The organism is Allocoprococcus similis (assembly GCF_054660775.1).
The window spans coordinates 1-21518 of sequence record NZ_BAAHSG010000029.1 but is presented as its reverse complement, the minus strand read 5'-3'; the positions used below and the strand labels follow the sequence as shown (position 1 = coordinate 21518).

General features: G+C 45.3%; 24 protein-coding genes. 2 read left to right on the top strand and 22 right to left on the bottom strand.

Annotated features, from left to right (window positions below; translation table 11 throughout):
- Window positions 1-58 precede the first annotated feature (58 nt).
- Window positions 59-307, top strand: coding sequence for a helix-turn-helix domain-containing protein (locus ACYQ5K_RS11640; RefSeq protein WP_173688102.1), 249 nt, complete (start codon window positions 59-61; stop codon window positions 305-307).
- 172 nt (window positions 308-479) lie between these two features.
- Here ACYQ5K_RS11640 and ACYQ5K_RS11635 read toward each other — a convergent pair whose 3' ends face one another.
- From ACYQ5K_RS11635 to ACYQ5K_RS11620, 4 genes are all read right to left on the bottom strand, one after another.
- Window positions 480-872 (bottom strand): VOC family protein, encoded by a 393-nt coding sequence (locus ACYQ5K_RS11635; protein WP_173688061.1) that lies wholly within the window; start codon window positions 870-872, stop codon window positions 480-482.
- A gap of 1 nt (window position 873) precedes the next feature.
- Window positions 874-1878, bottom strand: coding sequence for a carbohydrate kinase family protein (locus tag ACYQ5K_RS11630; RefSeq protein WP_243259234.1), 1005 nt, complete (start codon window positions 1876-1878; stop codon window positions 874-876).
- A gap of 222 nt (window positions 1879-2100) precedes the next feature.
- A complete protein-coding gene (locus tag ACYQ5K_RS11625; RefSeq protein WP_178024653.1) occupies window positions 2101-3459 on the bottom strand; it encodes a GntP family permease in 1359 nt (452 codons plus the stop codon).
- 27 nt (window positions 3460-3486) lie between these two features.
- Window positions 3487-5103: a mannitol dehydrogenase family protein gene (locus tag ACYQ5K_RS11620; RefSeq protein WP_459777631.1), complete on the bottom strand. Its 1617-nt coding sequence runs from the start codon at window positions 5101-5103 to the stop codon at window positions 3487-3489.
- A 247-nt stretch (window positions 5104-5350) separates the two neighbouring features.
- Between ACYQ5K_RS11620 and ACYQ5K_RS11615 the strand changes: the two genes are divergently transcribed.
- A complete protein-coding gene (locus ACYQ5K_RS11615) occupies window positions 5351-6490 on the top strand; it encodes an ROK family protein (protein WP_173688057.1) in 1140 nt (379 codons plus the stop codon).
- 84 nt (window positions 6491-6574) lie between these two features.
- On the opposite strand, the gene ACYQ5K_RS11610 is transcribed toward ACYQ5K_RS11615, so the two are convergent.
- From ACYQ5K_RS11610 to ACYQ5K_RS11525, 18 genes are all read right to left on the bottom strand, one after another.
- On the bottom strand, window positions 6575-6808 hold the full coding sequence (locus ACYQ5K_RS11610) for a thioredoxin family protein (RefSeq protein ID WP_173688056.1): 234 nt from the start codon (window positions 6806-6808) through the stop codon (window positions 6575-6577).
- 15 nt (window positions 6809-6823) lie between these two features.
- On the bottom strand, window positions 6824-7756 hold the full coding sequence (locus tag ACYQ5K_RS11605) for a CobW family GTP-binding protein (RefSeq protein ID WP_178024651.1): 933 nt from the start codon (window positions 7754-7756) through the stop codon (window positions 6824-6826).
- A 62-nt stretch (window positions 7757-7818) separates the two neighbouring features.
- Complete coding sequence (locus tag ACYQ5K_RS11600; RefSeq protein ID WP_195412985.1) at window positions 7819-8151, bottom strand: ArsR/SmtB family transcription factor; 333 nt, start codon at window positions 8149-8151, stop codon at window positions 7819-7821.
- Window positions 8152-8269: 118 nt separating this feature from the next.
- Window positions 8270-9271, bottom strand: coding sequence for a permease (locus tag ACYQ5K_RS11595; protein ID WP_459777630.1), 1002 nt, complete (start codon window positions 9269-9271; stop codon window positions 8270-8272).
- 305 nt (window positions 9272-9576) lie between these two features.
- The gene (locus ACYQ5K_RS11590; protein WP_002591292.1) at window positions 9577-10638 is read right to left on the bottom strand and encodes an IS30 family transposase; all 1062 of its coding nucleotides are present in this window, start codon (window positions 10636-10638) and stop codon (window positions 9577-9579) included.
- 89 nt (window positions 10639-10727) lie between these two features.
- Window positions 10728-11411 (bottom strand): hypothetical protein, encoded by a 684-nt coding sequence (locus ACYQ5K_RS11585; RefSeq protein WP_243116251.1) that lies wholly within the window; start codon window positions 11409-11411, stop codon window positions 10728-10730.
- 21 nt (window positions 11412-11432) lie between these two features.
- Complete coding sequence (locus ACYQ5K_RS11580) at window positions 11433-11630, bottom strand: helix-turn-helix domain-containing protein (protein WP_055148480.1); 198 nt, start codon at window positions 11628-11630, stop codon at window positions 11433-11435.
- Window positions 11631-12093: 463 nt separating this feature from the next.
- Window positions 12094-13503 carry a phage tail tip lysozyme gene (locus ACYQ5K_RS11575; RefSeq protein ID WP_459777629.1) on the bottom strand — a complete coding sequence of 470 codons (1410 nt, stop codon included), beginning with the start codon at window positions 13501-13503 and terminating at the stop codon, window positions 12094-12096.
- A 78-nt stretch (window positions 13504-13581) separates the two neighbouring features.
- On the bottom strand, window positions 13582-14064 hold the full coding sequence (locus ACYQ5K_RS11570) for a phage holin family protein (RefSeq protein WP_002591287.1): 483 nt from the start codon (window positions 14062-14064) through the stop codon (window positions 13582-13584).
- Window positions 14065-14066: 2 nt separating this feature from the next.
- Window positions 14067-14246 carry a hypothetical protein gene (locus ACYQ5K_RS11565; protein WP_117553022.1) on the bottom strand — a complete coding sequence of 60 codons (180 nt, stop codon included), beginning with the start codon at window positions 14244-14246 and terminating at the stop codon, window positions 14067-14069.
- Between the two features lie 318 nt (window positions 14247-14564).
- Entirely contained in the window at window positions 14565-15332 is a 768-nt protein-coding gene (locus tag ACYQ5K_RS11560) for a reverse transcriptase domain-containing protein (RefSeq protein ID WP_459777628.1), read from the bottom strand.
- A 326-nt stretch (window positions 15333-15658) separates the two neighbouring features.
- A complete protein-coding gene (avd, locus tag ACYQ5K_RS11555) occupies window positions 15659-16015 on the bottom strand; it encodes a diversity-generating retroelement protein Avd (RefSeq protein ID WP_002591284.1) in 357 nt (118 codons plus the stop codon).
- A gap of 40 nt (window positions 16016-16055) precedes the next feature.
- Window positions 16056-17198: a phage major tropism determinant gene (locus ACYQ5K_RS11550; RefSeq protein ID WP_459777627.1), complete on the bottom strand. Its 1143-nt coding sequence runs from the start codon at window positions 17196-17198 to the stop codon at window positions 16056-16058.
- A complete protein-coding gene (locus ACYQ5K_RS11545; protein WP_459777626.1) occupies window positions 17191-17628 on the bottom strand; it encodes a hypothetical protein in 438 nt (145 codons plus the stop codon). The genes ACYQ5K_RS11550 and ACYQ5K_RS11545 overlap by 8 nt, the downstream gene beginning before the upstream one ends.
- Before the next feature lie 14 nt (window positions 17629-17642).
- The gene (locus ACYQ5K_RS11540) at window positions 17643-18779 is read right to left on the bottom strand and encodes a hypothetical protein (RefSeq protein WP_002591281.1); all 1137 of its coding nucleotides are present in this window, start codon (window positions 18777-18779) and stop codon (window positions 17643-17645) included.
- Between the two features lie 5 nt (window positions 18780-18784).
- Window positions 18785-19939, bottom strand: a complete 1155-nt coding sequence (locus ACYQ5K_RS11535) for a siphovirus ReqiPepy6 Gp37-like family protein (protein WP_118684081.1) — start codon at window positions 19937-19939, stop codon at window positions 18785-18787.
- A gap of 4 nt (window positions 19940-19943) precedes the next feature.
- Window positions 19944-20831 carry a phage tail family protein gene (locus ACYQ5K_RS11530; RefSeq protein ID WP_459777625.1) on the bottom strand — a complete coding sequence of 296 codons (888 nt, stop codon included), beginning with the start codon at window positions 20829-20831 and terminating at the stop codon, window positions 19944-19946.
- A 3-nt stretch (window positions 20832-20834) separates the two neighbouring features.
- Window positions 20835-21518 (bottom strand): phage tail protein (locus ACYQ5K_RS11525; RefSeq protein WP_459777624.1); only part of this gene is annotated, 684 nt, incomplete at its 5' end.

Sequence of the window (21518 nt, the reverse complement as noted above, 5' to 3'; positions counted from 1 at the left end):
TGAATTATAACTTTTATTTCCTGTTCTGTCAATTGTTCCGTGAAATGCTTATTTTTATATAACTTCTTTACACAAGAGGTCTGACCGCCTGATATACCTTTTTATACCGTTCAAATATCTTCTCATATTTTTCATAAGAAAACTCCGCATAGAGAAAGCCAAAGAGCTTCTGCTAAACAGCCCTGAGCTTCCTCTTGCGGAGGTTGCATATGCTTGTGGTTTTGATGATTATAATTACTTTATTACGGTGTTTAAAAGGATTGTCGGTATGCCGCCGGGAGCCTACCAGAAGGAGGAGCAGAACTGATTCCGGTCAGAATCGCTTTCTCAAGGAATGGATTCCCCTTGGGCCTCCTTTTGTTTCATTTTGCAACTTTTAGTTTGTTTCTTTTTGAATCTTAGCATCCGTTTTTTTATCTGCCCGATCATATATGCAAAAACTCTGGCGTTCCTTTCCCCACTTAGAAACGCCAGAATTTTTACATATACTGACTAAATTCTACTTTCTCCTTATTCGGTCCCTCAATCGTAAAGAACCGTACCCCATTTTCCCAGAACGGTAAGAAATGAATGATGTCATTTGTTGTATTCATCTGATTGTCTTCAATATACCGATACACTTCTTCTATATCTTTCACATTGATCGCCACATGATCAATTGCTCCGCTCTCCATCTTTGCAGCCTTATTTTCATAAGTCTCGATCACAAGTGTTTCCAGTTTCAGAAATGCAACCTTTTCGTCTGCTTCTTCATTCACCGTCTGAAGTGCGATCTCAAATCCCAGTTTCTGATAAAAAGCAATTGTTTTTTCAATATCATTTGTCGGAATCCCGATATGCTGAATCCCTGTTGTATATGTTTTCAGATCCATCTTAACGTCCCATCCTTTCTTCAACCTGTGCAAGTTCCGGCATCGCAGGAATCGCACCTTTTTTCTCTACACAGAGACTTGCCACCGCATTGCCAAACCGTACATACTCTTTCAGTTCATCCATGGTAAATGCTTCCGGTCTCTTTCCGGCTTTGCTGATACAATATAAAAATCCACCCCAGAAGGAATCTCCTGCACCATTGGTGTCCACCGCTTTGCTCACAAATCCCGGAATATGTACACCGCCTTCTTTGCAGTACAGATATGCTCCATCGCTTCCCAGCGTGACTGCAACGATCTTGACACCCTTCCGGAATAAAATTTCTGCCGCTTCTTCCGGACTTTCTTTATCTGTCAGAAGCTTTGTTTCTTCATCTGAAATTTTCATGATATCCACGTAAGAGACCAGACTTCTCATCTGTTTCTTTGCAGTCTCCTCATCCTTCCATAAAGAGGCTCTGTAATTCGGATCATACGAGATAATACTTCCTTTTTCTTTTGCGCGCCGGATCGCATAATGTGTGGTATCTCTTGCCGGCTGTTCCGTAAGTGACAGAGAACCGACATGGAAAATATGGGTCTTATCCAGAATATCAACATCGATTTCTTCTTTTTCCATTCTGGTATCTGCTCCTGGTTTTCTTGCAAAAGAAAATGTTCTCTCTCCATTCTCATCAATATTTACAAACGCAAGGGTCGTAAAATATTTTTCATCCAGAAGCATTCCTTCCGTTTCCACATTTTCTTTTTCCAGCACAGATTTCAAAAACTCTCCATGCATATCCTTTCCGGCCTTCCCGATAAAAGCGGTATGTCCGCCAAGTTTTGCCACTGCAACTGCAACATTTGCAGGAGCGCCACCCGGATTCTGGGCAAATAGTGTCTGCCCGTCTTCATTTACTCCCTGCCAGGTGAAATCGATCAGGATCTCACCAAATGTTGTAATGTCGTAAAGCGACCGTTTTGCCGCATCATTGGTATCCGCAAGAAGTCCTGCTTCAAGCAGTCTCTCCAGGACCTGGTTGCATTCATTTTCTTCGTCCGTGTGGATATGCAGTTCTCCGTATTCAAATTCAGGCATACTCAAAACACCGAGCATGGATTTCGCATTGACCACATATCTGCCACTGCAAAGCTCTACGTCACAGGAAATCCGCTCTGCAATGCTGACCAGTTTCCGTGCATTTGTCATGGTTCCCAATATTACTTTCGCAATCATTTTTTCCTCCTAAGCAAATATGCTGATAATCAGGGCACAGATAAGACCGGTAAATCCGATAATCGTCTCCATCATCGTCCATGATTTTAAGGTTGTCTTTTCATCAATTTCCAGTAAGGAGCTTACCAGCCAGAAACCAGAATCATTCACATGACTGAATGCCGTTGCGCCACCGGTAATCGCACAGACCATCGCTGCAAGGTATAATGGCGAAAGTCCTGCAACCGCCGGCATGGATGCCATAATTCCGGCTGCCATCGTCATCGCAACCACTGCCGCTCCAACCGATGCTCTTACCAGAGCTGCGATCAAAAATGCAACTAAGATTAACGGAAGACCGCTCTTTTCCAGTGCCGGTCCGATGATGTCTCCCATCCCACAGTCCTGAAGCACCCAGCGGATAATTCCGCCTCCGGTAATAACCAGAAGGATCTGTCCTGTCGGCCGGAGAGATCTGTCCATGATCTTTTTCAGCTGTTCTCCGTCATACCCCTGTTTTTTTCCAAGAAAATACATCGCACACAGAACTGCAATAATCAGTGCTACAAATGGCGTTCCCACAAATTCCAGTACCGGTCGTACTCCGTCAAGTGCCGGAATATATTCCGAAAGTGTACTACACAAAATAAGTACCAACGGAACAAGAATGATCGCAATGACAGTTGAAAATTTAGGAAGGTTCGCTTCTTCCTCTTCCCTTACTTCTGAAACTGTAGTCGGAAGTCCGGTATGGATTTTTGTTCCGATGAATTTTGACCATAAAATCCCGGCAAAGATAAGCGATAAAATTCCGGTCGGTACACCGACTGCAATCATAACTCCAAGATCTACTCCAAGCATATTGGCAACCAGGACGGATCCTGCTGACGGCGGAATAAACGCGAAACCAGTTGCAAGACCTGCCAGAAGCGGAATTACATAATAAAGTGTTGATTTTTTTGTTTTCTTTGCCAGACCAAATGCAAGTGGAATCAGGATCACAACTCCTGCCTCAAAGAAAACCGTCGTTCCAACTACAAGTCCGGTAATTCCAAGTGCAATCCCTGCTTTTTTCTCGCCAAACCGGTTCACCAGTGTCTGCGCAACGCACTGTGCGCCACCCGATACTTCCAGTATACCTCCGAACAGGGAACCCAGACCGATCAACAGTACAATTCCCTGTAAGGTTTCTCCTGCACCTTTTTCTACCGTATTTACCAGAGTCGGAACCGGCATCCCGGCTCCGAGTCCGATCACCAGAGCAGAAATCAGCAGAGACAGTACCGGATGAAATTTGAATTTAATGATCAGCAGTAATAATAAAACAATTCCCGCTGCCGCCGCGATCAGCAGTCTTGCCGGATCTGCTGCAAATACTGTTTCTGACATTTTCATTTCCTCCCGTATTCTTCCTGATTAGTGAACATATTTGTGGATCGTTGCTTTTACAGCACCTGGTCCTGCGATCATTTCACGGAACATTTCTTCAATCTTTTCACCAACGCCATCTTTGTAAAGATCGGTAAAGAACAGACGTTCATTGGACAGGATCGGTTTCAGCTGGTCTTTCAATGTCTCCGGCTTTCCAACTACGATGTCACCAAGCTGTTCTCCGATTTCTTCATTCATCGGATCCGGTGCCAGTTCGAATTTGTTTCCTTCATCATCAACTGCCAGCATATATCTGAGCCAGCCCGCAATACCAAGCGGAATTGCTGTCAGTTTTGATGCATCTCCGTATTTTGCCACATAGGCTTTTACCGTCTCGCCAAAACGGATACCAACCATCTGTGACACATCAACTGCAAGACGGAGATTTGTATCTCCCAGATATTCATTTGGGAAACGGTCATTAAAAAGTTCATCCACAAATGCCTGTGGAGAAAGGATTCCAGGATCTGCCACTACCGGAAGTCCTTCGTCATAAGCAACCATTCTTGCCATCTTCATCATATCTTCATTGGTATTAAGCATATGTGCGAACAGATCATATCCAAGTACGACACCAAGCGGACCTGTGGCTGAATGAACCGGATTTAAGCATACCGTTACTTTCATTCGTTCCGAAAGATTTACTGTATTTCTGTCCGCCATATAAACTCCAAATCCTTTTTCCAGTGCCGGGCGTCCGTTCGGAAAACTGTCTTCAATGACCAGATATTGCGGTTTTTCTGCATTTACAAATGGAGCAATATAAGTCTTCTTTCCGGTGATAACCGGCTGCATTTTTTCCACACCGAGAGCTTCAAGATCATCTGCAATCTGTTCGCTCGGACGTGGGGTGATCTTGTCGATCATGGTCCATGGGAAGGCAACGACTTTTTCATCACTTACATATGTAATGAAATCATCATCTACAAATCCCTGCCTCTTCCACTCTTCTGCCATTGTAAGAACAGATTCACGGAGTTTTGCACCATTCTTGGAACAGTTATCCATAGATACCAGTGCGATCGGATATTTTCCTGCTTTAAATCTTTCATAAAGCATTGCTACCAGTACTGCCATTGCTCCTGTTGCTTTGTCCGGGCCGTTCTTGATGTCCGCTTCTACAAATGGGAACCAGGTTCCGTCTGCTTTCTGCAGAGCATATCCTTTTTCGGTAATTGTAAAGGATACCATCTGAAGGGATTTGCTTGTAAAGATCTCTTTCAGACGGTTCCACTGTGCCTGATCAGAAGACTGTGCTTTTACTGCTTCTGCAAGAGATCCGAGTACTTTATATTCACGTGTTCCGTCTCCATGTAAAATTACGCTCAGTCCAAGATTGTCATATGGATCATAAATTTTATCTACTACGTCATAGTCAAATGTCTCTACACAGGTGATTCCTCTGTCCAGTACACCTTCTTCCAGAAGTCCGTCTGCAATTCCACCGATAAAAATACGGAAAATATTACCGATTCCAAAATGAACCCATCCCGGTTCTTCTTTTGCTTTTTCAGATACCTTCTCCACATCATATCCCGGAAGTGCAATTCCTGCCTTCTTCCATGCCGCACGGTCTTTGATTCCTTCGATTGTTAACTTCATTTTGTTACCTCCCGTTTTACTTTTTCTTTTTAGTTGTGTTTTTGACTTACGCTTATATCTAAGTTGTAAGTGTAGTATATATCCAGCATATCCAATTGTCTATTGATAAAAAATACAATTTCACATTCTTTTTTTATGCACTTTTAACAAAATCCGTCTGTTGACTTGTTTTACTTCGGCATCTATACTAAAATAAACCCAGATCTTATGTGTATGATTCACATATAAGTAAGTAAAGGAGAATAGTATGCGTGAAAAAGGAATGACCACAATCACTTTAAAAAAAATAAATCGTGATAAGGTCTATCAATACATCTACAATCAGAAAGAAACATCCAAACTTCAGATTGTCCAGGATCTGCAAATGGGACTTTCTACCGTCAGCCAGAATTTAAATGAACTGGAAAATGACGGTCTGATCAGCCGGAATGGATATTTTGAATCAACCGGCGGACGAAAGGCTCAGATTATAAAAATTGTTGAAGATTTCCGTATTTCGATCGGACTTGGGATTTTAAAAGATATGTTTCATATTGTAGCCGTGAATTTATATGGAGATGCAGTTGCAACAGAGACAATTGAACTCCCATATGAGAACAGCGATGCTTACTACACTGCCCTTGCTGCAAATGTAGAGCTCTTTATCCAGAAGAATCATTACGCTCTTGAAAAAATTGAGGGAATTTCGATTGCCACACAGGGAATCATCTCACCGGATGGAACTGCCGTAACCTACGGCGATATTATGGGAAATGCAAATATGCAGCTTTCGGATTTTTCCTCCAGACTTCCGTATCCGTGCCATCTGGAACATGACTCCAAAGCAGCGGCGGATCTGGAGCTCTGGAATCATCCGCAGCTTGACAGTGCACTGGTCTTTCTGCTGAATCCAAACCTGGGCGGTGCGATCATCACCGGGCATGAAGTCCATCAGGGAAATCATATGCGAAGCGGGCTGATCGAGCATATCTGCATCGACCCGGACGGTCCAAAATGCTACTGTGGCAATCATGGATGTCTGGAAACTTATTGCTCCGCTAATGCTCTGAAAGCTGCTGCCGGTATGCCGATCAAAGATTTTTTTTATCTCCTGCATCAGACACAGGCTCCGAACCTTATGCAGATCTGGCGGAACTATCTGGATCATCTTGCTTTTGCGATCCGCAACCTGAATCTTGTAATTGACAGTCCGGTGATCATCAGCGGCTATCTTGCACCATATTTTCAGGAAACAGATATGCTGTATCTGCTAAATAAAGTCAATGAAGGTTCTCTTTTCCGGATGACCGAAGACCAGCTTCTGGTAGGGAATCACGGACAGTATACTCCGGCGATCGGCGCAGCACTTTATTACATCAAGGAGTTCCTGGCTCCGGCTGTGTCGTAATAATCGAACAGGCTGCACTTTGCTCATCGTATACGAAAAAACAGGATGGATGCGCTTTCCAGTCTCCGCATCCATCCCATTTTTCTATTTTTTCAGTATTTTCATCATCTGTTTCTTTGAAGGGACCTGCCCTGCAACCACCAGTTTTCCATCTATCATCACCGAAGGAGCCGTCATCACACCCAGTTTTACAATCTCAACCAGATCTGTCACTCTTTCAATCTCCGTATCGATTCCAAGCTCCTCCAGACATTCTTTCACAACTGCATTCGTCTTATCACAGTTCTCGCAGCCGCTTCCAATTACTTTTATATTCATATCCAGCCTCCCGATTTAATTATTCAGTTTCATAGGAAGTCCCACACATTCTTCCCACGCCGCTGCGATTTCGCGGATCAGTGCGATTCCGATTTTGGAAATAAATACAAGTTGAGACTTCTGCTGGGCTTTATAAGGTGCATAATCCCGTTTTTTTCCAACTACGTCAACCTTTTCCCATCCTTCTTTTTCCACTTTAAAGAATCCCTTTACCCGGAAAACATCCGGTTCAATCTTCGCAAGGAAAGCTTCCAGCTTTTCCTTCTGGATCTCTCCTGTGAAATCCATGGAAAATGTCTTCGGTTTATTTTTCGATGAATTCGTAGTATCCTCACATTCTGCCCATTTATACAGCATCAGATCCATATCATAAAACGAACGGTCAATATTTCCATTCGCACTCTCCGTGATCGGACAGACCGGATTGATCTCACGCACTTTCTCTTTCACCTTCTCAATCCGGTTCTCATCTACCAGATCAATTTTCGTCAGAACTGCAAGATTGCAGTGCTTAAGCTGCCGGTCGATCGTCTCTGAATCTTCGACCTGATCCAGAAAATTATAGCAGTCCACCAGACAGATACATCCTTTGAAATCATATGCATTCGGAGCCATCACTTCCGTCGCCGCAAGAATTTCTTCCGCATTGGACGGATCTCCAAACCCTGAGCTCTCTACAAACACGTATTCCAGACCTTTTCTGGACATCTGAACCAGCGCATCCACAAAGGATAATCTCAGACAGCTGCAGAAAATCGATCCCCGGTTCAGTTCTACCATCTGGATATCATTATTCTGAAGCACGGTTCCATCAATACTGATCTTTCCCAGTTCATTCTGGATCACTCCAACCTTTGTTCCTTCCATATTTTCCAGCAGATTCCGGAGGATCGTCGTCTTGCCAGATCCCAGAAATCCCGTCAGAAAATACAATTTAATCTTACTCATGATTCATTTCTCCTTTTTCTATACTGCAACTGCACCCTGATTTGCTCTGCTGCCGCTGCAACTTATTTTTCTTCCTTTTCTGTATTACAATTGCAATTTAAAAGCCCTGCATAATCTCCCGGGATCATCAGCCGCCCAACCGTCTTGTAAACCTCATTCATCACATCCAGATCCAGAGAATACTGCATCCATTTTCCTTCTTTGCGTGCCTTTACAATTCCCAGATCACACATCAGCTTCATATCATGTGATAAAGTTGGCTGTGTGATGTGAAATTCCTCCAGGATCTTGCAGGCGCATAATTCTCCTTCGGATAACATGTCGATGATCTTCAGACGTTTCGGATCCGACATCACTTTGAATATACGGGCATATTTTTCATAATCTATCTGCATTTTTCTGTCACCTCGGGTAATGTAAATCTTTTTCCTTTTCGTGCAAGCACGAATGATATTTGGATTTTCCCCACTACTTTGATAATATTACGGATTGCTCCGCGGCGTTGCTGCTCCCCTATATTATCACATTTCCCCCATACCCCACAATGATTATTCCGATACAGACAATCCCAATGAATGTTCCGAGCAGTTTTTTCTTGATCGCTTTTGACAGCATTACCATAGATGGAAGTGAAAGAGTTGTCACTGCCATCATAAACGAAAGAATCGTTCCAAGTCCTGCACCTTTTGCCAGCAGGCTTTCTGCAACCGGGATGGTTCCGAAAATATCTGCATACATCGGAACACCTACTGCTGTTGCCAGTGGCACTGCATACCAGGTCTGCTTTCCAAGAATGCTGCGAACGATATGCTCTGGGATCAGATTGTGGATAGCTGCCCCAATAATAACCCCGGCAACGATATACGGGGCTACCTTTTTAACGGTAACCACAACCTGATTTTTGGCATAATCCATACGGTCTGTCAATGTAAGTGACGGTGAATCTACCTCTACCTTCGGTGCCTGGCGGATAAAATCTGCCACCTGATCTTCCATATGCATTCTCTCAATGATCGTTCCCCCGGCAACCGCTATGACCAGCCCAACGATTACATACGCAAATGCGATCTTCCCTCCAAAGACACTCATCAGCAAAACCAGTGATCCCAGATCTACCATCGGAGATGAAATCAGAAACGAAAAGGTAACTCCAAGCGGCAGTCCCGCACTGGTAAATCCCATAAAAATCGGAATTGATGAGCAGGAGCAGAACGGTGTCACAGTCCCAAGAAGTGCCCCGATCAGATTCGCCCAGATTCCATGAAATCTTCCCATGATCTTCCTGCTTCTCTCCGGTGGAAAATAGCTTTGAATATACGATATCAAAAAGATCAGCACTGCAAGCAACACAAAAATTTTGATGATATCATACAGGAAAAAATGGAGAAATTCACCCGGAAATCTCCCCTCTCCCAATCCGGCTTTGACAAGAAGTTTTCCAACCAGATCCTTTAGCCAGCACATTCCAAGGATCTGATCCTGAAAAAAATCCCATCCGGTCTTTACTGCTTTCATTTGCTCTCCTTCCCATAGAAATATAGAAATGTTTCTATGTATTTTCCATTTTTTAACCGGTGCAATTCATTTCTTACACCGGCTCTTTAATTGCATCTTACTCTTCATATAGAATTTTGTCAATATGTTTTCATTTATTTCTTTGATTTAAAAATGTCAACATTAAATTCGACATTTTTTCATATTTTTATCGTTTTGCCGTTTTGCACAATACGTAGCCTGTTTTATTGTATATTTTCACTTTTAGGCAGCGCAATAGTAAGGCTGCCACTGCTGCCAGCCTCTCACGCTCCCTATTTCCGTTCTTATGCAAGCTGCTTTACCTCTTCCTCGAATAGTTCCCCTGCTGAATGATAGCCATGTATTTTGCGTGGGTATCCGTTTATCCAGTTCTCTATACTCTCTACCTCTTCCTCTGTCCTGTCGTCAAAATTTGTGCCTTTCGGTATCTTCCGGCGTATCATCTTATTTGTTACCTCATTTGTGCCACGCTCCCAACTGCTGTACGGGTGGCAGTAATATACCTTTGTCCGCTTTTCTCCCTCGTTGATAATAGAACGCTGTAAGCCCTCTGCATCTGCAAACTCGCTGCCGTTGTCTACTGTGATTGTCTTAAATACCCGCTTAAACATATCAGCGCCCCATTTTCTTTCTAATCTATCCAGTGCCGCTACTACTGCCTCGTCTGTATGGTCTGGCAGTTTAAATATAATCTCGTTTCTGGTTTTCCGCTCTGTCAGTACCAGCAACGTATTTTTTGACTTTCCCCGCTTACCTAAAACGCTGTCCATTTCCCAGTTGCCGAACTCTTCCCGTGTATCTATCTCTTTCGGGCGTTTGTCTATACTCTCTCCTGCTGCCGCCCTTTTCTGTTGCCTCTGTACTTTCTTATAATTTCTCTTCTTATTCTTCTTTACTGGCAAATTCTTATTAGACAACTTAAGGAAAATACCCTTATCAATGTAGCTGTATAAGGTCGTTACGCATACTGTTACGGAAAAGTCCCCCTCTTTCCCCTGTGCTTTCAATTCTCCCAGTACCGCAGCTGGGCTGTAATCTTCATTTACTATTTTATCCTCTATATAATTTGCGTATGCAATATCGTTTCCTATTTTAAGCTGTGTACCCCTTGCCTTTAAATTTTCCTCTGCTTTCATTTGTGCCTTGTTTGGGCTATAACTTAATGTTTCTGTATAGTCGCTATTTCTGTGCATATATTCCCCTCGCTTAAGCTCATTGTATATAGTGCTGCGGTGTACGCCCAGCTGTTCTGCTATCTCTATCACGCTATGCCCTGCTTTTTTCAATGCCTCAATACTTATACGGTCTGTCCATGTCAGCTGTCGGCTGCCTTTCTTATTCGCCATTTCTGCTACCTCTCTTTCGTTCCTGTTCTTTCCCCATATACGACGAAAAGCCGCAAACTCTTTTACAAGTCTGCGGCTTATGCCTTTACCTATTTACAACACTTTTTACAAGCGGTGTATTTCTTCTTTGCTTGGCTTAGCGGTATGCTCTTTGGGTTTTTCATTCCCGAACAGTTAGGCTTACTATGGTATTTTTTGTTGCTACGGTCTACATATACTGTAGTTTCTCCCGTATGCTGGCTTACGCTGGGCGTTGTGTCCTCGATTACGTCAAGCTCTATATTGCACCCGAACGTCTGTACCCCCCCCCCAGAAATTTCCAGTATTTCTGCGGTGTAGCGGGCTTTCGGGTACTTTCTCGCTAAGTCCCCCGCCAGCTCTGCCGATAGATTGCCTATTACCTTATCGCCCCACTTTACGTATGCGGCAGGCTCTCCGTTGTATGTATACTTTTCTACTGTAATATCTTCACTGCCGGACATTCTGCTTAAAATATCCTGCCTGTTTTCTCCGTCCTCATTATTAAACGTCACGCCTACTACTTTCGTTCTGATTGTATCTAAAATTCTGCCACCAGATACAGCGGCAGGCGCTGGCGTTCTGTTTCCGTTCTCTTTTCCTGCTCTTTTCTTTTTTAGTCCAAAATAGGCGCATACTGCCGCAACCACAATGCAGCCCACCCCGCCTGTTATATTTCCAGACGGCAGCGCCGTTAAGCCGCTTACTGCAAATAATGCAGCCGCTGCCAATAAAATTACCTTTTTCTTTGTCATAGTAAGCCCTCGCTTTCGTTTCTACTTCAATTCTAAAATTTCATCAGCAGAGGCGTTAAGCTCTCTGCAAATTTTCGCCAGTGTTATTGCGTTTGGCGTAAGCTCGTTGTTTTCCCAGCGGCTTATATCTTTCTGGTATACTTGCAGGCGCTCTGCAAGTTCCTTTTGCGTCACGCCTGCCGCTTTTCTCGCTGTTTTAATGTTTTCGCCTAAATTCATGCCTTACCTCTCTTTTCTCTTGCCCTCAAAATGAAAGCAACCAGCAGCTTTACCAGTCCTACTGCTACTAAAAATACTCCTAATTTTAAAAGCATACTCTTTACTCGGCTTTGGGTTTGTGTTATATTTCTTATAGGCGGCGGGCTTATCGCCCGCCTGTTGGTTAGGGCTTTCGCCCTAACCTATGTACTTACCAATTATGATAAGTATTGTTCCTATGATTAAGTCTATCACTGCACTGATTGCCAATTCTTGCCAGTTGATAGGCTTTTTCTTTTGTTTCTTTTTCTTACCCATTGTGCCGTTTCTCCTTTCCAGTGGCTTTGCCTCTTATTTGTTCTTATCTCCTTTCCATGATTTTATTATATACCTTTTTCGGTATATTGTCAACACTTTTGTATAGCTTTCTAAGAAAATTGCAAAAAAATAGAGGGCAGACAGCAAACCGCCCACCCTCGAAAACTTAAGCTAATCTTGTGGCATAATCTAAGCTAATCCAGCCTGCGCCACTCTTCAAGCGTCCCCAGCCTGCGCTTGCGCCCTGTCCGGCTTTCACTTCCACAATGGTAAATACTCCCTTTCCTGTGGTTTCTCCTGTCTTTGCATAGTTCGTGCCTGCTCCCGTTCTGATATTAAGGTCTAAAATATCCACCTGTACGCTAAACGGAACGCCTGCGCTTGCCTGCTGCCCCGCTGCGGTATATACCGCCTTGCCGTTATCATCATATACAGTATAACCCGCCTTGCAAGCGCTCTTTGCATTTTCCAGCGACGTAAACGCCCCCAGCTGGCTTGCTGCGTCCGTCCAGCTCTTGCGCACTCTGTAATACTTTGTACCGTTTCCTGCTGCATACTTTTTATAGTATCCCTCGCCGTACTCTGCACGCTTTTTCTTTACTGTTTCGCTCTGGTCTGCTGGCTTTTCATATCCAGTAAGAACGGCATCAGATGCAGCACGCACGCTGCCCGCCTTTTTCAGTGCGTCCATTACTGCTGTGTATCCCTGCAATTCTTCCCATAAAAAGCCCAGCTGCATATTAAGGTCTGCAATGGATACGCCCGCCTTTTTTGCATGATTAAGCAACGCCTGCTTTCTGCTCCAATACGTCCACTGCGCCAGCCCATAGCCTGCACTGTCCTTTACAAAATTGCCATAGCTGCCATTATCCACCGCTGCTGTATATTCTGCGTCCGTCTTACCCAGCTTATTGTTATAGGTGTTCTGTAAGTTGTTCGGCATAAGCCCGCTTTCAGCATGCAGATTACCCATAATACCAGCCACGGCATAAGCATTTAAGCCCTTTCCTGTAAGAAAATTCCAGATTGTTTTTTCATTGCCGCCCTGCGGTGTTTCTGCCTGTCCGCTGATTTTACGCTTAAACTCGTCCCATGTGTGGGCGCTGGTGTTATATACATACGGGTTAGGGCAAATCTTGCCCGTTACGTCGTAATGTCTGATTACATGAGATGCAGGCACGCCGTATTTATTCATAAGGTAACGGGTAAGCTCTGCTGCTGCCTCTACTGTTGCGTCCTCAAAATACCAGTCTTTATCTGTTGCGCCCATGCTCTTTGTGTTTTTCTTCCTTACGCACATTTCAATACCGATACTATTAGCGTTTCGGCACTCTGCGTGCTTATAGCTCGACGCTCCGCAATGCCACGCTATATTAGCGTCCTCTACGCACTGCCATACCTCGCCGTTAAATCCTACAAAGTAATGCGCCGACGCATTTCTATTGCCGCCGCCATAATATCGGCAGTTGTCCTCTGCGCCGCCCAGTGCGCCTACATAATGGATAACAATATACTTAATTCTGGAAACGCTGCCCTTATTGAAATTGTACTTACTTATCTTTCTGTTAATGTTCATATTTCCTGCCTTTCCGCATACAAAATAAGCGCCTGCGGTGTCCCGCAAGCGCTCTTTGCTGCTATGTCCTTATTATTCTTATCTTTCCTGTGTCCTGTGTTCCTCTACGTTGCCTGTGGTGCTGTCCCCGTCCAGTTCGTCTGTGTCCGGCAGTTCGTCCGTATACTTCGCCAGAAACTCCCGCACCTTTTCCCATACCTTTTTTACGGGCAGCCCGCATAATGCCATATTTTTAAAAATGCTCACTACCTCATAGGCAATGTAAAGCAATGCGAAAAATTCAGCCACGCCCACGGTATCAAGCCCTAAATATGTACGTGCCTGCTCCGGTATAAATCCGATTAAGTTAATCTTAATCAGTACGTCGATTGCCAGCATGAATACCAGAGAAATAAGCATACCTACTTTTCTGATAGCCCCGTCAATGCCTGCGCAGCTGTTAAATTTCTTCTCTTTGATCGCACGCAGCACGCCAAAAACCGTGTCGCACACAATCGCCAATACTACCAGCTGGATAATTTTGTTATGTGCCGCCGCCTCAATAAATTCTGTAATAGTCATGTTCATAAATCCTGCCTTTCTCTTAATTGCAAATCTTTTGCCCGCTCTTTCAGCTCTGCGCCGTCGTAGCCTGCTGTCTGCTCCCAGCTTTCCAGAGTGGCTATTAAATCAGCAATAAGCCTGCTTTGCTTTTCTATGGTTTCCTGTTGTTCTTGTACTACCCTTAATAAATTGCTACTCATGTACTCGCTCCTGCATTTTGCCGCTTAAGCAGCCTTTTCTATGGCTGCCTCTGCCAGCGTTTCTATTTTCTTTCGTAGGTTATAGCTGTCGGCATGTCCTGCGTGTCCCGTCCAGCTCTGTATACTCTTTTGTAACTGCTCTTTTGTGATTTTCCCGCTCTCGCACTTCTTGATAGTACGCTTTATGCGCTTTATGCTGTCCTTTCGTACTTTCCTGTGCGTTGCCCTGTGTTTGTAGCCTACAAAGTCTATACCGTTCTTTGCTGCCAGTATGGTAGTTTTCGGGTTAAACTCTAACTTAAGCTCTTCCCGTAAGAATTACTCTATCCGTGCAAGCCAGCTGCGCAGCTGTTCCTTGTCTGGGCTTAATATTACAAAGTCGTCCATATATCGTATGTACGCCTCTACGCCCAGCTCATGCTTAATAAACTGGTCTAATGCGTCCAGATAGATATTTGCAAATAACTGACTGGTAAGGTTTCCTACTGGTATCCCTACGCCGTCCGGCATATTGCCGTTGTGGTCTATTATCCTGTCCAGCAATGCCAGTACCCCAGCGTCTTTTATAACCTTACGTATTTCAGTTTTTAATACCGCATGGTCTATGCTCTGGAAATAGTGGTGTATATCTGCCTTGATAGCATAAAGCGGCTGGTCTGGGTGGTATTTGTTCCACTCATACAGCCACTCTTTTAGCGTATCAGACGCAGCGTGCATACCTTTACCTTTCCGGCAGGCGTAAGACTGCGATATAAACCTCTTATCAAATATAGGCTCTAACACGTTGTTTATGGCGTGCTGTACCACCCTGTCATAGAACGGCAGCGCCATTATCTGCCGCTCTTTCGGTTCGTACACCTTAAAGTAATGGTATTCGCTCGGCTCATAGGCAAGGTTTAGAATATCTTCCCGCACCTTGTCTAAGTTTTCCTCTTTGTCTTTCGTAAAAATCAGTACGTCTTTTCTGTGGCGTTTACACTTTCTGGCTTTGTTATAGGCTTTCTGTACGTTTCCATAGTCGCCCATAGCCTCTAAAAGCGTAATGCGCCGCCCGTCCTTATCGGTAATGTATCCTACTCTCTTCAAGTATTAAGCTCCTGCCTTTCGCCGTAGCTACTAACCAGCAGCCGTATTTTTTCTCTTTGCCTCACGGCGGGACAGCCGCTCTGACTATAGGATATTAAACACTCGGTCTTATCCCTTTCTAAGTCCTTGCCAGTATTCCGTAGAACTCTGTGCCTGTAATGTTCTCACTAAGTCACACGCCCCACGAGCGCCAATGTTCGTATTGACATTCCACGGGTAATTGTTGCAATTCACGGCACGAGCGCCGCAATTCGCCCCATTGTTCCAGTTGCCGCCCGCTATCAGCGCCGCCAGAGGCTGTAAGTAAGCAGCTGCCCCATATCCTGCTATTTTCTGGTCTTTACCTCTTCTATCAGTTCGCCCAGCATAACGCCTATTTCTTTCAGCTTGCGGCAGCTCTCGCCGTAGTGCCGTGCGTTCATGGCGCTATATTTCAAATCATGCGCCAGCCGCAGCAATTCTTTACTTTCCTGCAATGCCGTATCCACCGTGTATAAATGGCTTTTTGTTGCCGTCTTATCCCACTTTATAACCTCTTGCAGCATTTCAAGAATTGCGTTTCTGGTCGCCGTCTGTAAACTGAATTTCTCATACTTTGGGTACTTCGTCAGCAGAGGGTAAATATATAGCAGAAAATCGTATATTTTCTGGTGTATAATATCTGTTTTTGTCTGTATGTCCATGCCTTACCCCCGTTTATCCGGCTGGGCTTTCGCCCGCCGTCTACAGAGAGTCACACGCCCCACGAGCGCCAATGTACGTATCGACATTCCACGGGTAATTGTGGCAAGCCACGGCACGAGCGCCGCAATTCGCCCCATTGAGCCAGCTGCCGCCCGCTATCAGCGCCGCCAGAGAATATGCGTAATACTGGTAAATGTTACCAACGTCGTAAGACTTCTCGCCTGTGTTCAATGGGCTTTTCTTGTCCCAGCCCCACGCTACGCTTGCGTGGTAGTCTGCATTTGTGGCGTGTTCCGCTCTTGTAATAAGCTCGTCCAGCCACTCCCAGACACGCCCCACGGCATCTACAACGCCCACGGAAGAAACGGCATTTACCACACTGCCTGTTACGCCCCTACCTGTGTTGCTGGTGGCGCTCCATGCGTTTGTATTTGCGTTATCCAATCCGGCAGGGCTGCCAAAAGCATAAGCGCAAAATTCTGCATAGTTCGGCAGGCGTTTACCGCTCTTTGCCAGACGTTCTACAAAGTTATACCAGTTCATGCTTTCTGTACCCGTCATAGGTGCGCAGCCGTACTCTGATTTCAAGCCCTTTGCTCCGTCGTCAGAATTAAGGTAAATATCTACCCATGTGCCACCGCCTAAATATACCATACCCTCTGGGCTGCATTTCGGGCGGTGTCCCAGTGTCCATACAGAACGTGGTACAATGCCGTTGCTTACTGCACTTTCCCAGCCTGTGCCAAAAATAACACTGCTGCCATTAAGCGGCTGTAAATTGCTGTCCACCTTGCGGCAGCGTCCATAATGAAAGCCGCCGATTTTACGGCTGTTTGTAGCGTTCCAGCCTGTCGGGTATGTAGAGTTAAGGGAAATTACGTATTTCTCGTCTGCGCTGTCAATTCTGCTGTCACAGATATATACGTAATAGTCTTTACCTACCGCAAAAGCGCTGCCTGCGTCCAGATTAGCAGCCGTAAGAATGGTGTTTGCTGTCTTGAAAATTCCATCACCACCCACGGCAATTACGCAACCCTCTACTACGGTCAGTTCATTTGCTCCGCTGGCGTAAATGTACTCATTGCTCGGTGCTACAATATCGCTGATTGTAGCCATTTTATTTACGTTCAAAAGCGCCCTTGCGTCGGTCTTTGTAACGTCGTCCACTAATAATCTACTCATACTGCTTTAATACTCCTTTCAGTGCTGCAATGTCGTCTGTTATCATTCCTGCCACGGTGTTTGTGCGTTCCAGCGCAATTACCTTGCAGCCCGCTTTTACCGCTTTGGAAAGTGTAAGGGCTGTTCTGTCGTTTCCTGCCTCTCCTGCTGCCGCTGCCTCGTCGGTCTGGATATGTGTTACTCCCTGCACCGTGCCGGATACGTCGCCCGCTACGAATTTCATACCTACCGCTGCCTCGTCGCAGTAATATACCGTAACCGCCTTTTTCTCTTCCTCTACAGCTGCTACGCCGCACTCAATATAACGCTGGTTCTCTGCGCTCTCGATTTTTGCCAGCAAATCCGCTGCCGCCAGTTCTCCGCTTGCTACCATAGCAAGGCAGTTGTAATAGTCCTCTTTTGTCTTTAATACTTTAGGAAATCCTTTCATGGTCTGCCGCCTTTCTAAAATGTATTTGCAAGATAGGAATTACCCACGTAGGTAGCCCCTAACACTGCCGTTTCTACTGTTCTTTCGTAATGCTGGCTCATGTATGCCGCACCCATGTAACACAATCCCAGTACAGCATCATGCTTATAGTCAATGCCCCAGCCGCTTTCTACTCTCTTAAGTCGCTCGTCCAGCGCTGCTATTGCCTCTTTTGTTTCTTTCGTGCCTGCCTCTGCCTGCTTTTTCACTTCCTGCATGGCTGCTGCCAGCTCTTCAATTTGCAGTTGCAGGCTGCCTGCTATGTCCTCGCCCAGCTTGTCCTTGATACTCTCAAACCATGTGTTAAATTCGTTTTCAGCGTCCGACTGGAATAACTTAATTTTTGCCATAAATTCTGTATAGGCGCTTAAAAGTTCCTTGTCCCAGTTGTCAAGCGTGCTTTCAAAACTGCTGTATCTTTCGTTAAACTGGCTCTCATACTGTGCAAATAAGCCCTCTGTCTTGCTTACGTAGCTGTCATATACGCCCGCAATCTCTGTAAGGTACTTTTCCATACTCTGCTTATATGCGCTGAACTCGTCCAGCACGGCTGCGCTGTAGGTGTTGAAAAAGTCCGTAAACTGCTTTGTAAGCACGCTTGCGTCTATCTCTTCCACCGTTCCTGTTACAATGCCGCAGACTGCGCTATTAAACCGCTGGTCTGTGATGTTCTGCGTCTGTATCCTTGTTACGCCCTTGCCTACGTAAATATCTGCAAGCGCAAGCTCCCATATTTCCGTAGTGCGTGTTACTGCCGTTGCTGTCGGCTTTGCAGACGGTGTGCCTTTCAGCACCGCAATATACATATCTCTTTGCGGCAAATCCCAGCGAACTACTACCCTGTCCACCCTGTTAAGCGCTCCCTCTGCCGTATCCAGTGTTACGCTAAGCGTTGCAGGATTTCTAAAGGCGTAGCCGTTTATAAAGGCATAGCCTGCATTTACTCTTATTTCCATGCCGCTGTAAGCTACCACCTGTAGCCCGTCGCTTGGCTTTGGAAAAATGCCGTTTGCAATGAAAGTAGCAAAGTACCACGCCCAATCCTCGGCTTTATATACCCTGTCGTACTCTCCGTCTACTGCCACGGCATTAAACGGTAAGCTGTTTGCCATTTCTGCTACCTCACTTTCCTAATCTGGTCTACCAGTGTCGGCAGGCTGTCGCCAAAAGTCGCCTCTATGGTTTCCTCGCCTTTCTGGTATGTTTCTGCTACTTCTGTAATGCGTGCATCTATCTGTATGCCCCACTTTGTTTCTTTGCAAGTAATACGGTCGCCTAAATCAAAATCAGCCTTAAATTTTAAGTTTGAATTTGTATTTATGGTACTTACAAAATTTATGTTCTTGCCGTAGTTTTCCAGTTCTGCGCTGCCTCTCGTTTTCAGCATTGCAATATAGGTATTCAGCGGTATTGTTACCTCTGTTTCCCCCTGCTGGTACTTTCTGGCAATGTCCGTAGCGTCGCAGAATACCTCTACTAAATCCAGCCCCGTTGCGCCCTCGCCGTCCACTGTGGTTACTGGCTGGCTGCCGTCGTCGTCAGCTGCTCCCTGCACATAAATAAAGTTGCCGCAGTTCTCTATACTGGCTGTATATTCCTGCTCGTTGACATTATCAAAATCTCTTGAAAATATGCAGGGTGTGTTACCCTCGGTATTTGTGGCTGTAAGGTCATTGCCCTTATACAGATAAAAGCCAAACAGTCTCTCTCTTTCGTTAAGCAGAATGTCATAGCCCAGCTTTCCAGCCTGCGCCCTTGCCTTTACTTCCTGCCCCAGTTGTGCGTATACCTCGTTTGCATATTCAACCGCCACGCCGTCTATGGTTTCCTGCGCCAGAAATGTAAGCAATGGAAAACGCCGCTTTGTTCCTGCTGCGCTGCCGCAGTTGTTCTTTACCATAAGGTTTATAAGATACTGGTTTGTACCTGTCGCCACAATCTGCGGATAAATGCAGCGCTTATTAAGCCACCAGCTAAGCATATAGCCTTGTGCCTCTAACTGCTCTAAGCCGTTCTCGTCTTTGGTAATGTGTACGTAGGTTATCTGCGCTGCCCTGCGCCATACGCCGCCGTCAGCGGTCTTTACTTCCTTTTTTCCGTCGTGCTTGGTTATTAAGTTACCCTCTACCAGCAAACGGCTGTTATTGTCCGTAATCGGCGCAAGCAGGCTAAAAGTTCCTACGTCAAAATACTTTGTATGCCATAGCAGGCTTGCCAGCTCGTCTATAGCTCCCAGCGGCTGTACTGTCTTGTCGAATACTCTAAGCTCCATACCGTCACACTCCTAAAAATTCCTTGCTGTAGAATATGGATACTTCCAGAGAATTTACGCCGCTGGCTGCATCATACCTAAACATATTGTCGCCTATGGCAAGCTGCATAAATGTACTGTCTACATCAATGTAGCGGAAATAGTCGGTTTCTACGCCGTCCCTTATCAGCTTAGCGCCCTTGCTGCCGTACTTCGTGTTAATCTCTATCACGTCGCCCGTTTTCATAGTGGCGTTAATCTGTATAAATTCCTCGGTATCCACATTAAGCAGTATCGGGTTTGAAACTGTCCCCAGTGCTGTAAACCTTATCCTCATTCCTGTTGATACGTCGCCCTCGTTGTAGCAGTCCACTATTACGCTTTCCGCTCGGTATCCGTATATCATGCTCTTTGTGCCGTCCTTTTCGATAGCGCAAGGGAAATGCCACGCAGCCACCCAGCTTGCTATATCCTCTTTTGTTTCTTCCTCTTCCCGCCAGAACGGGTTAAGGCACTCTATTTGTAAATCAAACTCATAAAGTACCTCTTTCTTTAGTATCTTAGGCTCTCCATACGCCCTGCAATCAATCACACGCTTAAAGCCGCCGTACTCATACACCAGCGTAGCGCTAAGCTCTGGGTTAAATATCTTAAGCATACGGCGGCGCAGTTCCAATGCCTGCGCCTTGTCCCGTGTGTTGATATGTCCCACTACGTCTATGTCCCTCGCCTCGATACGCTGCCCTACGTAGGTGTCGCCGTGCTGTCCCATACTGTTTGTGCTGTAAATGACGCTCGTAACGCCGGAAATGCCCTCTACGTCTTTACTTATATTGCAATGGTATACGCTGTCTACTCCCAGCTCTAACCGCTCGCCCCTTGAATTTATGTAAGTCAGTTTTTCATTTTCCATGTGTTACACCGTCCTTGCTATCATTCTGAACTGTCGGGCTGCCTCTTTCTGCTGTTTTGCATAGTCCGTGGTATTCGCATAAATATACTGATTGACAACTACGCCGCCTGCTGCACTGCCGCCTCTCGGCTTTGGCTTTTTGTCGTCGTTATCATACTTAAATTCATTGCCTACATTTACCTTTGCGTCTACGTCAAACTCCTGCGGTACGCTGTCCTCAATCATTTTCTTAACTCCGCCGATTTCATTAGAAAAGCCAACGCCGATACCCTGCGCCAGATATACGCCGATTTCGTCACGCATCAGCTTAGACGGGCTGGCAATTCCAAATAAATCCTTAAGGAAGTCGGTAACATTGCCTACCCAGCCGCTTATTTTGTCCTTTATCCACTGCGTAGCTCCGTTTATGCCGTTCCAGATGCCCTCTACCATGTTTTTACCGAACCCAGCAAACGTACTGCCAATATTCTTAAATACGTCTGTTATTCCAGTAATTACATTTTTCATTCCCTCTACGGCTTTGTTCTTTACTTCTGTACCCCACGTAGCCACTTTGGTAACTGCCCCTACTATGCTGTTCCAGATTTTCTGCGGCAGTTCCTTAACAATCGTAATAACGCCTGTTACCATGGCATTCATTACCTCTTTGGCTTTCGTAAGCATATTGTTACCCCACGTAGCCACTCT

What these genes read in the sequence shown, in the direction of transcription:
- ACYQ5K_RS11635 (WP_173688061.1), bottom strand. Translation starts at nt 872, where the DNA reads ATGGATCTGAAAACATATACAACAGGGATTCAGCATATCGGGATTCCG.
- ACYQ5K_RS11625 (WP_178024653.1), bottom strand. Translation starts at nt 3,459, where the DNA reads ATGTCAGAAACAGTATTTGCAGCAGATCCGGCAAGACTGCTGATCGCG.
- ACYQ5K_RS11620 (WP_459777631.1), bottom strand. Translation starts at nt 5,103, where the DNA reads ATGAAGTTAACAATCGAAGGAATCAAAGACCGTGCGGCATGGAAGAAG.
- ACYQ5K_RS11615 (WP_173688057.1), top strand. Translation starts at nt 5,351, where the DNA reads ATGCGTGAAAAAGGAATGACCACAATCACTTTAAAAAAAATAAATCGT.
- ACYQ5K_RS11610 (WP_173688056.1), bottom strand. Translation starts at nt 6,808, where the DNA reads ATGAATATAAAAGTAATTGGAAGCGGCTGCGAGAACTGTGATAAGACG.
- ACYQ5K_RS11605 (WP_178024651.1), bottom strand. Translation starts at nt 7,756, where the DNA reads ATGAGTAAGATTAAATTGTATTTTCTGACGGGATTTCTGGGATCTGGC.
- ACYQ5K_RS11600 (WP_195412985.1), bottom strand. Translation starts at nt 8,151, where the DNA reads ATGCAGATAGATTATGAAAAATATGCCCGTATATTCAAAGTGATGTCG.
- ACYQ5K_RS11595 (WP_459777630.1), bottom strand. Translation starts at nt 9,271, where the DNA reads ATGAAAGCAGTAAAGACCGGATGGGATTTTTTTCAGGATCAGATCCTT.
- ACYQ5K_RS11590 (WP_002591292.1), bottom strand. Translation starts at nt 10,638, where the DNA reads ATGGCGAATAAGAAAGGCAGCCGACAGCTGACATGGACAGACCGTATA.
- ACYQ5K_RS11585 (WP_243116251.1), bottom strand. Translation starts at nt 11,411, where the DNA reads ATGACAAAGAAAAAGGTAATTTTATTGGCAGCGGCTGCATTATTTGCA.
- ACYQ5K_RS11580 (WP_055148480.1), bottom strand. Translation starts at nt 11,630, where the DNA reads ATGAATTTAGGCGAAAACATTAAAACAGCGAGAAAAGCGGCAGGCGTG.
- ACYQ5K_RS11575 (WP_459777629.1), bottom strand. Translation starts at nt 13,503, where the DNA reads ATGAACATTAACAGAAAGATAAGTAAGTACAATTTCAATAAGGGCAGC.
- ACYQ5K_RS11570 (WP_002591287.1), bottom strand. Translation starts at nt 14,064, where the DNA reads ATGACTATTACAGAATTTATTGAGGCGGCGGCACATAACAAAATTATC.
- ACYQ5K_RS11565 (WP_117553022.1), bottom strand. Translation starts at nt 14,246, where the DNA reads ATGAGTAGCAATTTATTAAGGGTAGTACAAGAACAACAGGAAACCATA.
- avd (WP_002591284.1), bottom strand. Translation starts at nt 16,015, where the DNA reads ATGGACATACAGACAAAAACAGATATTATACACCAGAAAATATACGAT.
- ACYQ5K_RS11550 (WP_459777627.1), bottom strand. Translation starts at nt 17,198, where the DNA reads ATGAGTAGATTATTAGTGGACGACGTTACAAAGACCGACGCAAGGGCG.
- ACYQ5K_RS11545 (WP_459777626.1), bottom strand. Translation starts at nt 17,628, where the DNA reads ATGAAAGGATTTCCTAAAGTATTAAAGACAAAAGAGGACTATTACAAC.
- ACYQ5K_RS11540 (WP_002591281.1), bottom strand. Translation starts at nt 18,779, where the DNA reads ATGGCAAACAGCTTACCGTTTAATGCCGTGGCAGTAGACGGAGAGTAC.
- ACYQ5K_RS11535 (WP_118684081.1), bottom strand. Translation starts at nt 19,939, where the DNA reads ATGGAGCTTAGAGTATTCGACAAGACAGTACAGCCGCTGGGAGCTATA.
- ACYQ5K_RS11530 (WP_459777625.1), bottom strand. Translation starts at nt 20,831, where the DNA reads ATGGAAAATGAAAAACTGACTTACATAAATTCAAGGGGCGAGCGGTTA.